Origin of the sequence: Tardiphaga robiniae (genome assembly GCF_013359755.1) — a bacterium.
GTDB lineage: Bacteria > Pseudomonadota > Alphaproteobacteria > Rhizobiales > Xanthobacteraceae > Tardiphaga > Tardiphaga robiniae.
In genome coordinates, this window is the sequence record NZ_JABMCJ010000093.1 from 87,819 (window position 1) to 101,104 (window position 13,286).

General features: G+C 61.3%; 12 protein-coding genes. 9 read left to right on the forward strand and 3 right to left on the reverse strand.

Going from position 1 to position 13,286, the window contains the following annotated elements:
• The first annotated feature begins 47 nt into the window (after positions 1-47).
• Entirely contained in the window at positions 48-1,574 is a 1,527-nt protein-coding gene (locus HP556_RS24580) for a porin (protein WP_246297893.1), read from the forward strand.
• 105 nt (positions 1,575-1,679) lie between these two features.
• Here the strand turns inward: HP556_RS24580 and HP556_RS24585 are convergent, their stop codons facing one another.
• Positions 1,680-2,327, reverse strand: a complete 648-nt coding sequence (locus HP556_RS24585) for an alpha/beta hydrolase (RefSeq protein WP_068736626.1) — start codon at positions 2,325-2,327, stop codon at positions 1,680-1,682.
• 276 nt (positions 2,328-2,603) lie between these two features.
• Between HP556_RS24585 and HP556_RS24590 the strand changes: the two genes are divergently transcribed.
• The 8 genes from HP556_RS24590 (at position 2,604) to HP556_RS24625 (ending at position 10,448) form a co-directional block, all read left to right on the forward strand.
• A complete protein-coding gene (locus tag HP556_RS24590; protein WP_175368908.1) occupies positions 2,604-3,812 on the forward strand; it encodes a cysteine desulfurase family protein in 1,209 nt (402 codons plus the stop codon).
• Positions 3,813-3,920: 108 nt separating this feature from the next.
• Positions 3,921-5,402 (forward strand): Fe-S cluster assembly protein SufB, encoded by a 1,482-nt coding sequence (gene sufB / locus HP556_RS24595; protein ID WP_093758420.1) that lies wholly within the window; start codon positions 3,921-3,923, stop codon positions 5,400-5,402.
• A 155-nt stretch (positions 5,403-5,557) separates the two neighbouring features.
• Positions 5,558-6,316, forward strand: coding sequence for a Fe-S cluster assembly ATPase SufC (sufC, locus tag HP556_RS24600; protein WP_089264143.1), 759 nt, complete (start codon positions 5,558-5,560; stop codon positions 6,314-6,316).
• 11 nt (positions 6,317-6,327) lie between these two features.
• The gene (gene sufD / locus HP556_RS24605; RefSeq protein ID WP_175368909.1) at positions 6,328-7,647 is read left to right on the forward strand and encodes a Fe-S cluster assembly protein SufD; all 1,320 of its coding nucleotides are present in this window, start codon (positions 6,328-6,330) and stop codon (positions 7,645-7,647) included.
• Positions 7,644-8,891: a cysteine desulfurase gene (locus HP556_RS24610; protein WP_093758422.1), complete on the forward strand. Its 1,248-nt coding sequence runs from the start codon at positions 7,644-7,646 to the stop codon at positions 8,889-8,891. The genes sufD and HP556_RS24610 overlap by 4 nt, the downstream gene beginning before the upstream one ends.
• Positions 8,888-9,289, forward strand: coding sequence for an SUF system Fe-S cluster assembly protein (locus tag HP556_RS24615; RefSeq protein ID WP_170849663.1), 402 nt, complete (start codon positions 8,888-8,890; stop codon positions 9,287-9,289). Before HP556_RS24610 ends, HP556_RS24615 begins: the two co-directional genes overlap by 4 nt.
• Before the next feature lie 78 nt (positions 9,290-9,367).
• Complete coding sequence (locus HP556_RS24620; RefSeq protein ID WP_175368910.1) at positions 9,368-9,778, forward strand: HesB/IscA family protein; 411 nt, start codon at positions 9,368-9,370, stop codon at positions 9,776-9,778.
• A 202-nt stretch (positions 9,779-9,980) separates the two neighbouring features.
• Entirely contained in the window at positions 9,981-10,448 is a 468-nt protein-coding gene (locus tag HP556_RS24625) for a TfoX/Sxy family protein (protein ID WP_175368911.1), read from the forward strand.
• 56 nt (positions 10,449-10,504) lie between these two features.
• Here the strand turns inward: HP556_RS24625 and HP556_RS24630 are convergent, their stop codons facing one another.
• Complete coding sequence (locus HP556_RS24630) at positions 10,505-11,572, reverse strand: diguanylate cyclase (protein WP_120289426.1); 1,068 nt, start codon at positions 11,570-11,572, stop codon at positions 10,505-10,507.
• A gap of 123 nt (positions 11,573-11,695) precedes the next feature.
• On the reverse strand, positions 11,696-13,207 hold the full coding sequence (locus tag HP556_RS24635) for a DEAD/DEAH box helicase (RefSeq protein ID WP_175368912.1): 1,512 nt from the start codon (positions 13,205-13,207) through the stop codon (positions 11,696-11,698).
• Between the last annotated feature and the right edge of the window lie 79 nt (positions 13,208-13,286).

Here is a 13,286-nt window from a genome sequence, read left to right on the forward strand (position 1 = left end):
ACGCCCGGGGCAATCGCGCGTGCCGATACGATCGGTACGGAGGCGATATGACCACCACGATGAAGCAAATGATACTTGGTTCCGCTGCAGCGTTGCTGGCAGCGAGCACTGCCCAGGCGGCGGACCTTCCGGTGAAGGCCAAGGCTGTCGAATACGTGAAGATCTGCTCGATCTATGGTGCCGGCTTCTACTACATCCCGGGCACCGACACCTGCATCAAGATCGGCGGCGCGATCCGCCTTGATACGACTTTTAACGGTGGCCCGTACGACGCGCCGTTCTGGCAGGGCGGCGCCGGCGGCAACAATCTCTGGACCAAGGATAACTTCCTCACACGCGAACGTATCAACATCACGACCGATACGCGCACGGCGTCCGAATACGGCGTGGTGCGTACCTATGCGAATATGCAGCTCGACTTCACGCAGAACCGCGACAGCATCGCCGGCGGCTTCACGGAAGTGGATTTCGCATTCATCCAGTTCGCCGGATTCACCTTCGGTAAGGCTGTTTCGAACTTCGATCCGCAATGGGCGCTGACCAAACCCTGGATCTCATCGGGCTTCCTTGCGGGTTCGAGCAATACGACCGGCATTCCCCAAATCGCTTACACAGCTGAATTCGGCAACGGCTTCTCGGGCACCATCGCGCTCGAGAATGCGTCGCCCTATCGCAATGCCGGCCTCTACAACACCGCAAACTTCATCGTCGCGCCGGGCGCGGGGTCGTTCACCGGTGCCTTCTACGGCACCAATTCGAACACGTTCTTCGGCAACGCCACGGGCGGCAACCATATTCCTGATGTCGTCGGCAACCTTCGGCTCGATCAGAAGTGGGGCTCGCTGCATTTCGCTGCGGCCATGCACACGTCGACGGCCGGCTTCTACGGGGCAAATGAATCCTTCGGGCATCCTGACGATGTCTACGGCTTTGCCGTCAGCGGCGCGGTGGAATTCAAGGTCCTGCCAACCGGTGCAAACGACAGCCTGAAGATCGAAGCGTCTTATGCCAAGGGCGCCGCGCGTTACGCCTTCACCGGCGGCTCGCTCGAAACCTCCGGCGGCGGTCGTTTTGCCAAATTCGATGGCAACACGGTTGGCTTCGGCTACGTGCTCGACGGTGTGTATTCGCCGGGAAGCTCGATCCAGCAGAGCGATGCCTGGGAAGTCAGTGCCTTCTATGAGCACTACTGGAACACGGCATGGCGCACCTCGGTGTTCGGCAACTACAGCCATATCTCCTATGGCGATGCCGGCAACGCGGTGCTCGCCGCGGCATTCAGCCCGGCCGGCGGTCGCCTGGGAACGAGCAGTTCGTCCAACCCGGGCTCTACGGCTGGCAGCATTACTGGCACGACCAATAATTTTGATTTCGGCATTGCCCAGGTCGGTACACGTACTGCATGGACCCCCGTCAAGAACCTGACCCTGTCGGCTGAATTCACCTATAGCCGCCTCGATCAGAATCTCGACGGCACCTATACCGGCACGGCAACTGGCAAGCCCAATCAGGCCTACCAGATCAAGGATCAGAATCTTTACAACGGCTCGGTCCAGATCCTGCGCTCGTTCTGATCCCGATCAGGACCTAAAACTGAAACTGAAAAGCCCTCGGCCGATCCGGCCGAGGGCTTTTTGTTAGGTTGACATGAAGCGGCCGGCGTGAGGCCGATCGACGCCTCAGCGCACGTTGGCGAGGCGCATGTCGAGATAGCCGGTGACCGATTCCATCAGCGGCTCGAGCTTGTTATCGAAGAAGTGATTGGCACCCGGGATGATGTGCTGATCGATCACGATGCCCTTTTGGGTCTTCAGCTTCTCGACCAGCGTGTTGACGTCCTTCGGCGGCACGACCGCATCCTTCTCGCCGTGCACGATCAGGCCCGACGACGGGCAGGGTGCGAGGAACGAGAAATCATAGAGATTGGCCGGCGGTGCGATCGAGATGAAGCCTTCGACCTCGGGGCGACGCATCAGGAGCTGCATGCCGATCCAGGCGCCAAACGAGAAACCGGCAACCCAGCAGGCGCGCGCTTCGGGATTGATGGTCTGTGCCCAGTCGAGCGCTGCGGCTGCATCCGACAACTCGCCGGTGCCGTGGTCGAACGAGCCCTGGCTGCGGCCGACGCCGCGGAAGTTAAAGCGCAGCACCGAGAAGCCGCGATGCACGAAGGCGTAATAGCATTGGTAGACGATCTGGTGGTTCATCGTGCCCGCGAATTGCGGATGCGGATGCAGCACCATGGCGATCGGCGCGTTCTTCTGCTTGGCCGGATGATAGCGGCCTTCAATACGGCCTGCGGGACCGGTAAAAATAACTTCGGGCATAGTGATCCTTAGGTCCCGTTCTTGGCGTGATCAGCCGGTTTCGCGCAGGGCTCGGCGAGAATGGCTCGGAGGGGACCTTGCGAGGAAAGGGCGATCGGGCACCGCCAGGTTGATGGTGGGCGGCACCGGGTGAAGTTGAGGCCGCGTTCTACCATGAGCGCAGGGGCGAAAAGCAAGCATATTGAACGTGTCGGCGGCCGTGACATGCGTTGCCGCGGGCGCATTTGGTCAGCAATTGGGCTAAGAGAGACGGCGTGCGGCACCGGACGACGTCCGATGCGGCTGTCGAGACTTCAAGTCCTTCAAGGTAAAACAGAATTGGCCAGAGACCGGGTCTATCTCGACTGGAATGCGACGACACCGCTACGCCCTGAGGCGCGGGCGGCGATGGTGGCCGCGTGGGATTTGGCTGGTAACCCATCATCGGTTCATACCGAGGGTCGTCAGGCCCGCCGGATCGTTGAGGACGCCCGTGCGGCGGTCGCAGGTGCCTTGGGCGCAGATTCGCGAAACGTCATATTCACCTCAGGCGGAACCGAAGCCAATGTGCTGGCGCTGACGCCCGGGCTGGTGCGCAATCCAGGCGCGGCCGTGCGGCGGCTGATCGTCTCCGCGGTAGAGCACGCCTCGGTGCTGGCGGGAGGCCGCTTCGCCGCGGGAGACCTCCAGGTGCTGGGCGTGGACCGGGATGGCGTCGTGAAACCGGATGAGTTGCGGGCGCTCCTGGCGGGTGGGGAGCCGGCGCTGGTTTCCGTGATGTTGGCCAATAATGAAACCGGCGCCCTTCAACCGATTCCTGAGCTTGCGGCCATCGTCCATGACGCCGGCGGCTTGCTGCATGTCGACGCCGTGCAGGCGTTCGGAAAGATACCGATAGATATCAAATTATTGCAGGCTGATCTTCTATCAATTTCTGCGCACAAGATCGGCGGCCCAAAAGGCATTGGCGTGCTGGTCTTGGCCAATGGCGTCGCCGGGCTCGATGCGCTGCTCAGCGGCGGCGGGCAGGAACTGGGGCGTCGGGCGGGAACCGAGAATGTGCCCGGAATCGCCGGCTTCGGCGCCGCCGCGTCGGCCGCTATCGCGTCGCTGGATGATATGAAGCGGGTTGGCGGGCTGCGTCAGCGGCTTGAGGCGGGCTTGCGGCAATCCAGCAATGGACTTGTGTTCGCCCAGGATGTGCCGCGTCTGCCCAATACGGTCCTGTTCGGCGCCCCCGGATTGCGCGCCGAGACCGCCGTAATTGGATTTGATCTCGAAGGTATCGCGGTATCGTCGGGATCGGCCTGTTCTTCTGGTAAGGTACAGCCGTCTCACGTGCTCGAAGCCATGGGTTTCGGGCCGGAGCTGACCCGGGGTGCCGTGCGTCTCAGTCTGGGCTGGTCGACCACCGAAGCGGACATCGATCGGTGCCTGGAGGCTTGGCGAAAGCTCTCGGGTACACTACTTAAACATAGCGACGAAACACAGCTTGAACGGTTCTAAGAGGGGTGATTTCCCCGCGGGAACATCGTAAAGAACCCCGACAAGCTTTGAGTTTCACGTTTCTGGATTGATCCACCGCGGTCCTTGAAACCGCGAGCGGAGGATAAAATGGCTGCCGTACAAGAGACCGTTGATCGGGTTCGCCAGATCGACGTCGATCAATATCGTTATGGATTCGAGACCATCATCGAATCCGAGAAGGCCCCGAAGGGCCTTTCCGAAGATACCGTCCGTTACATCTCCGCCAAGAAGAACGAGCCGGCATGGATGCTGGAATGGCGTCTTGAGGCGTATCGCCGCTGGCTGACCATGGAAGAGCCGAAGTGGGCGCGGGTCGAGTATCCGAAGATCGACTTCCAGGATCTCTATTACTATTCAGCGCCGAAGCCGAAGAAGACCATTGGCTCGATCGACGAGATCGATCCCGAAATTCTCGAAACCTACAAGAAGCTCGGCATTCCCCTCCGCGAGATCGAGGCGCTGGAAGGCGTCGTGCGTCCGGAAGGCGAGCGCAGGATCGCCGTCGATGCCGTGTTCGATTCGGTGTCGGTCGCGACCACGTTCCAGAAGGAGCTGAAGCAGGCTGGCGTGATCTTCATGCCGATCTCGGAAGCCATCCGCGAACATCCCGACCTGGTGAAGCAGTATCTCGGCACGGTCGTGCCGACCTCGGATAACTTCTATGCCACGCTGAACTCGGCCGTGTTCTCCGACGGCTCGTTCGTCTATGTGCCGCCGGGCGTGCGTTGCCCGATGGAGCTGTCGACCTATTTCCGCATCAATGAGCGCAACACCGGCCAGTTCGAACGAACGCTGATCATTGCCGACAAGGGCGCCTATGTCAGCTATCTCGAAGGCTGCACGGCGCCGCAGCGCGACGAGAACCAGCTCCATGCGGCTGTCGTCGAGCTCGTCACCCATGACGATGCCGAGATCAAGTATTCGACGGTCCAGAACTGGTACCCCGGCAATTCCGAAGGCAAGGGCGGCATCTATAATTTCGTCACCAAGCGTGGTGACTGCCGCGGCGACCGCTCGAAGATTTCCTGGACCCAGGTCGAGACCGGCTCCGCCATCACCTGGAAATATCCGAGCTGCATCCTGCGCGGCGACAATTCGCGCGGCGAGTTCTATTCGATCGCGATTTCGAACGGCTATCAGCAGGTCGATAGCGGCACCAAGATGATCCATCTCGGAAAGAACACCACGAGCCGGATCATCTCGAAGGGTATCGCTGCCGGCAAGTCGCAGAACACCTATCGCGGCCTTGTCACCGCGCATCGCAAGGCGACGAACGCGCGTAACTTCACGGCCTGTGACTCACTCCTGATCGGCGATCAGTGCGGTGCGCATACCGTGCCGTATATCGAGGCGAAGAACGCCTCGACGCTGTTCGAGCACGAAGCAACGACGTCGAAGATCTCCGAAGACGTGCTGTTCTATTGCGTCCAGCGTGGCCTGTCGCAGGAAGAAGCCGTCGGCCTCGTGGTCAACGGTTTCGTGAAGGACGTGTTGCAGCAACTGCCGATGGAATTCGCGGTGGAAGCGCAGAAGCTGATTTCGATCTCGCTTGAGGGATCGGTGGGCTAAGTCCCGCCATCGCGGATGCCCGCACAGCGGCGCTTCCAGGATGTCGGCAAGATTGAAAACCATCCTTAGAGGTTCGCCGCGAATGGCGAGCACTCCAGGCTGAACCCAAGTGCGTTCAGGCGAGGATGACGATGATGATCAAAGGATAGAGACTGATGACCGCATTGCTTGAAGTGAAGGACCTGCAGGTTCGTGTCGAGGATCGCGAGATTCTCCATGGGCTGACGATGACCGTGAATGGCGGTGAAGTGCACGCCATCATGGGACCGAACGGTTCGGGTAAATCGACGCTCAGCCACGTCATCGCCGGCAAGCCCGGTTATGAGGTGACCGGCGGCGAGATCCTGTTCAAGGGTGAAGACCTGCTGGAGATGGAGCCCGACGAGCGCGCCGCCAAGGGCGTGTTCCTGGCGTTCCAGTATCCCGTGGAAATTCCCGGCGTCACCACGATGAACTTCCTGCGCACTGCGGTGAACGCGCAGCGCAAGGCGCGCGGCGAATCCGAATATCTGGTGCCGGACTTCCTCAGGAAGGTCCGCGAGGTCGCTGCTTCGCTGAACATCCCGATGGATATGTTGAAGCGCGGCGTCAATGTCGGCTTCTCCGGCGGTGAGAAGAAGCGCAACGAAGTGCTGCAGATGGCGCTGTTCCAGCCGAGCCTGTGCATCCTTGACGAAATGGACTCCGGTCTCGACATCGATGCGTTGCGCGTGGCTGCCGACGGCGTCAATGCACTGCGCAGCCCGGATCGCGCCATGGTCGTCATCACGCATTATCAGCGCCTGCTGAACTACATCGTGCCGGATCATGTGCATGTGATGTCGAAGGGCCGCGTCGTAAAGAGTGGCGGCAAGGAACTGGCGCTGGAACTCGAAGAGTCCGGTTATGCGCAGTATGAAGACGCGGCGGCCTGAGTGAGACAATCATGAATGTAGCTCTCGCAAAGACAACAACGGGCGCGGTGCTGGACGGCACATTCGCCGCTGCGCGCGGCCGGCTGCCGGGCGTCGGCACGGTGGCGGAAACGCGCCAGCAGGCGTTCGACGATTTCGCGCGTACCGGTCTGCCGACCCGGCGCATCGAAGAATGGAAATATACCGACCTGCGCAACCTGTTGCGTGACGTGGCGCCGCTGGCGCCCGCGCCGGATCAGGCCGCGCTGGCCCAGGCCGCGAAGCTCGTCGAAACGCTCGGTACGGGTGATACGCAGAAGCTGGTCATCGTCGATGGCGTCTTCGCGGCAGGTCTCTCCGATCTGACGTCGGGCGGCGGCGTGACCGTGCATGCGCTCAGCGCCATGCTCGATGACGCGACCAGTGCGACGCGTGCCGACCTGCTGCGCTCGCGCATTGTCGATCCGATGATCGCGCTGAATGCCGCCTTTGCGACCGATGGCATGCTGATCGATATCGCCGACGATGCCGCTCCGGCCAGGCCGCTGCACATCGTGCATGTCGCGACACGCCCGAGCGTGGCCGCATTCACGCGATCGCTGGTGCGTATCGGCAATCGCGCGCGTGTGACGCTGGTCGAAAGCTTCGTCGCGACAGAATCCGCGAAGGCGTATCAGGCCCATGATGCTGTGGTGATCTGGATCGGCGACGATTCCGATCTGCAGCATGTGCGCGTGATGGAAGACGCCGGCGATGCAGCGAATATCGCAACGGCCATCGTCACAGTCGGTGCGCGCACCAAGTTCAACACCTTCAGCCTGACCACTGGCGGTGGCGTCAGCCGCTATCAGAGCTTCATCACGCTGGCTGGAGTGGATTCGGAGCTGTCGACCAACAGCGTTCATCTGCTGCGCGACAAGCAGCATGGCGACTGTACCTTCGTGATCGAGCATGCGGCGCCGAATTGCCTCAGCCGTGAGCTGTTCCGCGCCGTGCTCGACGATCGCGCGCATTCGGTGTTCCAGGGTCGCATCAACGTCCATCAGATCGCGCAGAAGACCGACGGCAAGATGATGTCACGGGCGCTGCTGCTGTCCGACGAGGCCGAGATCGACAACAAGCCCGAGCTCGAGATCTTCGCTGACGACGTGCAGTGCGGCCACGGCGCGACCATTGGCGCGCTGGATGACAGCTTGCTGTTCTATCTGCGGGCTCGCGGCCTGCCGGAGAAGGCGGCGCAGGCGCTGCTGATCCAGGCATTCGTGGGTGAAGCGCTGGAGTCGATCGTGAATGACGATCTGCGTGACGTCGCGATATCGGCCGCAGAGCGTTGGCTGGAGTCGCGCGCATGACATTGCATCCCGCGGTCTCGAACGGGTCATATGACGTCGCTCGCGTCCGCGAGGATTTTCCGGCGCTCGAGATGAAGGTCTATGGCAAGCCGCTGGTCTATCTCGACAACGCGGCATCGGCGCAGAAGCCCTATGCTGTGCTCGACCGCATGACCGAGGCCTACAAGTCCGAATATGCCAATGTGCATCGCGGACTGCATTACCTCGCCAATGCCGCGACCGAGGCCTATGAGGGCGCGCGCATCAAGGTGCAGCACTTCCTCAATGCCAAGCGCCCCGAGGAAATCATCTTCACCCGCAATGCCACCGATGCGCTCAATGCCGTCGCGGCATCGTGGGGCGGCGAGAACATCAAGCCGGGCGATGAGATCGTGCTCTCGATCATGGAGCACCATTCCAACATCGTACCGTGGCACTTCCTGCGGGAACGTCAGGGCGCCGTCATCAAATGGGCGCCTGTCGATGACGAAGGCAACTTCCTGATCGACGAGTTCGAGAAGCTGCTGACCGATCGTACCAAGATCGTCGCCATCACCCAGATGTCCAATGCGCTGGGCACGCTGGTTCCGGTCAAGGACGTGGTGAAGCTTGCACATGCGCGCGGCATTCCGGTTGTGGTGGACGGTAGCCAGGCCGCCGTGCATATGCCGATCGACGTGCAGGACATCGACGCCGACTTCTACATCTTCACCGGCCACAAGCTGTACGGACCGACCGGCATCGGCGTGCTGTATGGCAAATATGACCGCCTGGTCGCGATGCGGCCCTATGCCGGCGGCGGCGAGATGATCCGCGAAGTGGCTAAGGAGTGGGTCACCTATGGCGATCCGCCGCACAAGTTCGAGGCCGGTACGCCCGCCATCGTCGAAGCCATCGGCCTCGGCGCTGCCATCGATTACGTCAATTCGATCGGCAAGGAGCGGATTGCTGCGCATGAGCACGACCTCCTGGCCTATGCACAGGACCGGCTGCGCGAGATCAATTCGCTGCGTATTATCGGAACTGCCAAGAACAAGGGCCCGGTGATTTCGTTCGAACTGAAGGGCGCTCACGCTCATGACGTGGCGACCGTGATCGACCGGCAGGGCGTCGCGGTCCGCGCGGGAACCCACTGCGTGATGCCGCTTCTGGAGCGATTCAATGTGACGGCCACGTGCCGTGCATCATTCGGAATGTATAATACCCGCGAGGAGGTAGACCACCTCGCACAGGCGCTGATCAAGGCACGGGAGTTGTTTGCATGAGTGACATTGCAGAAGCCAAGACGCCGGACGCCACCCCCGAGGCTGAGAAGCCCGCTCACATGCAGACCACCTCGGCGCTCGATCCCGCCGAAACCGAACGCCTGGGCACCGAGATCGTCGCTGCACTGAAGACTGTGTTCGACCCGGAAATCCCCGCGGATATCTACGAACTCGGCCTGATCTACAAGGTCGACATCAAGGACGATCGCTCTGTCCAGGTGGAGATGACGCTGACGACGCCGAATTGTCCGGCGGCCGAAGAGCTTCCGACCATGGTGGAGAACGCCGTGGCCAGCGTGCCCGGAGTCGGTCTGGTCAAGGTCGAGATCGTCTGGGAGCCGACCTGGACGCCGGACCGGATGACCGACGAGGCCCGTCTCGTTCTGAATATGTGGTGAGTTGCGTCCGGTTTGCTGAATACGCCCAAGTCGCTTGAATTCCTATGGCGGCCTTGAACCGCCGAAGGGACTGAACACATGACTGAGATGACACCGAACCCAACCATACCGGCTGCCAAGCCGAAGCCGCGACCCCGTCCGCAGGTGATGCGCCTGACGGATGCTGCCGCAACGCGGATCCGGGAGCTGACGGAGCGTGCGGATTCCGAGATCATCGGCCTGCGCGTCGGCATCAAGAACGGTGGCTGCGCCGGCCAGTCCTACACCGTCGAATATGCCCACGACATCAAGCCGACCGACGAAATCGTCGAGGACAAGGGCGTCAAGATCCTGGTCGATCCTAAGGCCGTGTTGTTCCTGCTCGGCACCGAGATGGACTACAAGACTGACCGCATGCAGGCCCAGTTTGTGTTCAACAACCCGAACCAGATCTCGGCCTGTGGCTGCGGCGAGTCCGTGCAACTGACGCCGGCGAAGATCGACGGCTGAGACTGTCATTTCATAAGTAGAACGCTGTCATGCCCGGGCAAAGCGCGAAGCGCGGCTTCGCTAGATGTCCCGGGCATCCATTTTTCTGGGCTTCGGTGAAAGCGAAGGAGGCTGGATGGCCGGGTCAAGCCCGGCCATGACGTAGGGAGACGACGCGGACGGACCGCTTCCGCAATCGCGCGTCGCATCCTACACTTCCCCAATGGACCGCGATTTCCTCAGTGAACTTTTCGCCGGCTTTGGCCCGGTAACGATCCGCCGGATGTTTTCCGGCTTTGGCATTTCCGCCGATGGCATCAACTTCGCGCTGGTGCTGCGCGGCGCGGTCTATCTGCGTGCCGATGAAATCTCGATCCCGCGTTTCGAGAGTGAGGGCTCGCAGTGTTTTCAGTATGAGATGCGCGGCAAGCTGCGGATGATCGGATCCTATTGGCAGCTGCCGGAACGGCTCTATGACGATCCCGATGAAGTCACCGAATGGGCGAGGGTCGCGCATGCCGCAGCGATCCGTGCATCGCTGGCAAAAGCAAGCAAGAAGCGGGCAACGAAGAAAGCGAAGGTCGTGAAGAAGACCGCGGCGAAAAAGAAGGCCACCAAGAAGGCTGCAGTTAAGACGGTCGCCAGCAAGAAAGCCAGTAAAGCCGCAAAGAAGCGTAAATCCTCATCCTGAGGAGCCGTGCGCTTGCGCGGCGTCTCCTTGCGAATGGTGAAGCCAAGTGTGGGGCGTCATGCCACCTGAAACTGCAGCTCCGCAGAATATTCCGGATCGACTTCGCAGATCACGCGGTTGCGGCCGCTGCGCTTCGCGGCATAGAGACAGGCGTCGGCACGGCCGATGATCGATTCCATATCGTCGCCGATCTGCAGCATCGAGACGCCGACGGAAATCGTGACGCGTCCCAGGATCTCGCCAGTCGATTTTTTCTTCAGCTCCTTTGACATCACGGCGCGGCGGATGTGATCGGCAACGGTGAGCGCCTGACGCAACGGCGTGTTCGGTAGCACCACGGCGAATTCCTCGCCGCCATAGCGCGCGGTGATATCCTGGCCCTTGATGGTCTGCTTTAATGACTGGCCGACAAGACGCAGCACCTGGTCGCCGGTGAGATGGCCATAATTGTCGTTGAAGGACTTAAAGTGATCGATGTCGAGCATCAGGAGCGACAACGGTTCGCCGCGCTTCACCGCGGTATCGATTGCCGCCATCAGCGCACGGTCGAAATATTTGCGGTTACCGAGTGCGGTGAGGGGATCGGTCAGGCTCTCGGCGCGGATCGCCTCGAGGCTCTGTTGCAGCGTGTAGACCTCGCTCTTCGAGGACAGTAGCCGCTCTTCCAGCGCCTTGTTCGTGTCGTGCACTTCACGGGTAGATTTGACGAGACTCTCGATCACGGCTTTCACCGCAGCAGAATCGTGCGCCCGCGACAAATCCTTGCTGGCACCATCCAGACTGGCATTGAAGTTCGTCGTCATGCCCAGAGCGTCGGTGATGAGCGCCATCACGTCGTCGATCTCGCCGATAACGCGGGCGCCGACCTGATCGATGCGATCGGTGGTGCGAATTTGTGAGAGATAAGTGTCGTGGATCAGGTCGAGATCGGCTTCGGTCAGCCGGCCATTGCGTGCCAGCGTCTCATTGATGACTTTGTTGAGCGCCGAATTGTAGCCAGTCGCGTAGACGTACCAGATCTCATAATTGCGCGGAATCGCCGTCTGGCGGAGCGAGCGAATTTGGCCCAGCGCGACTTCGGCAAAGGCCAAAGTCCGCTCTTGTTCGTCCAGGATGCCGGTCACGTTCTGTGCCCTCGTGGACAGCGTGTATACGCGGTCCTCTGAAATGCAAATTCGTTAAAAATATCGCATTCAGATTAGGGGACGAGAGTGAACGGCAAGTAAACGTTCCTGGCGCGATACTACCTATGCGCGTGCCCGGATCGGACGCAACAGAAAGGCCGGCAGGTGCGAATGATCCGCCGGTTCGTTGTCTTCGCGGCGCGAACGTGGCGCTTCGGCGCGGCCGATGGAGGGGGGACGCTGCGCCTGCGGGGCTGCCGCTGCCACGACCGGTGCTGCCAAAGCGGCTTCCGCGGGTTGCGCCTGCGGGCTGCGCTCGCCGCCTTCCGAACGACCACCTTCACGGCGCGGGCCACGCTCACGGCGCGGTTTGCGATCGCGTCCGCCTTCGCGGGGCTGATCGTTGCGGCCGCCGCGCGGCTGTTCGGCATTGGCTTCGCGATTGCCGGTGCGGTTGCGCGACTGGCGCGACGCCTCAGCGGTTTCGCCTTCGACAGGCTCGGAGATCGCTATGGAAGTTTCGACCTTGGGGATCGACTGGCCGATCAGTTTTTCGATCGCCAGCATGGACTTCTGGTCGGATGGGCACACCAGCGAGATCGCGGAGCCGGTGCGGCCGGCGCGGCCGGTACGGCCGATGCGGTGCACGTAGTCGTCGGAATGATGCGGGACGTCGAAATTATAGACGTGGCTGACGGCGGGAATATCGAGACCGCGGGCGGCGACGTCGGAAGCCACCAGGATCGGCAGCTCGCCCTTGCGGAACTGGTCCAGCGCGGCGGTGCGGGCCGACTGCTCCATGTCGCCATGCAGGGCGCCGACACTGAAGCCGTGCTTCTGGAGCGACTTGGCGAGCAACGCGACTTCTCGTTTGCGGTTGCAGAAGATGATCGCATTCTTGAGGTCGGTGGCTTCGCGGAGAAGGGCCCGGAGCACTTCGCGCTTCTCGTGCGGCTCGCGACCGACGGCCACTTGCGACTGGGTCACGGTGACAGCGGTGGAGGCGGGCTTGGAGACTTCGATCTTCACCGGATTATGCAGGAAGGTCTCGGTGACGCGGCGGATTTCGGCGGGCATGGTCGCCGTAAAAAAGAGAGTCTGACGGGTGAAGGGTACCAGCTTGCAGATGCGTTCGATGTCGGGGATGAAGCCCATGTCCAGCATGCGGTCGGCTTCGTCGATGACCAGCAATTCGACGCCGGTGAGAAGCAGTCCGCCACGTTCGGTATGGTCGAGCAGGCGACCCGGCGTGGCGATCAAGACGTCAACGCCGCGGGTGAGTTTGCTGTCCTGATCACCGAACGAGACTCCGCCGATCAGCAGCGCCACGTTGAGCTTCTGGCCGACGCCGTATTTGTCGAACTGCTCTTTGACCTGTGCGGCGAGTTCGCGGGTCGGTTCGAGAATGAGCGTGCGGGGCATGCGGGCGCGGGCTCGGCCCTTTTCCAGCATGGTCATCATCGGGAGAACGAAGGCAGCGGTCTTGCCGGTGCCGGTCTGGGCGATGCCGAGCACGTCTTTGCGCGCCAGCACATGAGGAATCGCTTGTTCCTGAATGGGGGTTGGGGTGGTGTAACCGGTGGCCGCAACGGCGGCGAGAACCTTGTCGGACAAGCCGAGATTGGAGAAGGACATTGAGCCTCTGTATGGGGGCATGATCTGATCCGGTATCCGGATGATCACCGTTCGGAATCACGCCTCAGGTCGAAACCGC

Excerpts from the sequence above, each read along its gene's own strand:
- HP556_RS24625 (WP_175368911.1), top strand. The coding sequence starts at position 9,981 with ATGGACCGCGATTTCCTCAGTGAACTTTTCGCCGGCTTTGGCCCGGTA.
- HP556_RS24580 (WP_246297893.1), top strand. The coding sequence starts at position 48 with ATGACCACCACGATGAAGCAAATGATACTTGGTTCCGCTGCAGCGTTG.
- sufB (WP_093758420.1), top strand. The coding sequence starts at position 3,921 with ATGGCTGCCGTACAAGAGACCGTTGATCGGGTTCGCCAGATCGACGTC.
- HP556_RS24635 (WP_175368912.1), bottom strand. The coding sequence starts at position 13,207 with ATGTCCTTCTCCAATCTCGGCTTGTCCGACAAGGTTCTCGCCGCCGTT.
- HP556_RS24620 (WP_175368910.1), top strand. The coding sequence starts at position 9,368 with ATGACTGAGATGACACCGAACCCAACCATACCGGCTGCCAAGCCGAAG.
- HP556_RS24585 (WP_068736626.1), bottom strand. The coding sequence starts at position 2,327 with ATGCCCGAAGTTATTTTTACCGGTCCCGCAGGCCGTATTGAAGGCCGC.
- HP556_RS24610 (WP_093758422.1), top strand. The coding sequence starts at position 7,644 with ATGACATTGCATCCCGCGGTCTCGAACGGGTCATATGACGTCGCTCGC.
- sufD (WP_175368909.1), top strand. The coding sequence starts at position 6,328 with ATGAATGTAGCTCTCGCAAAGACAACAACGGGCGCGGTGCTGGACGGC.
- sufC (WP_089264143.1), top strand. The coding sequence starts at position 5,558 with ATGACCGCATTGCTTGAAGTGAAGGACCTGCAGGTTCGTGTCGAGGAT.
- HP556_RS24615 (WP_170849663.1), top strand. The coding sequence starts at position 8,888 with ATGAGTGACATTGCAGAAGCCAAGACGCCGGACGCCACCCCCGAGGCT.
- HP556_RS24590 (WP_175368908.1), top strand. The coding sequence starts at position 2,604 with ATGCGGCTGTCGAGACTTCAAGTCCTTCAAGGTAAAACAGAATTGGCC.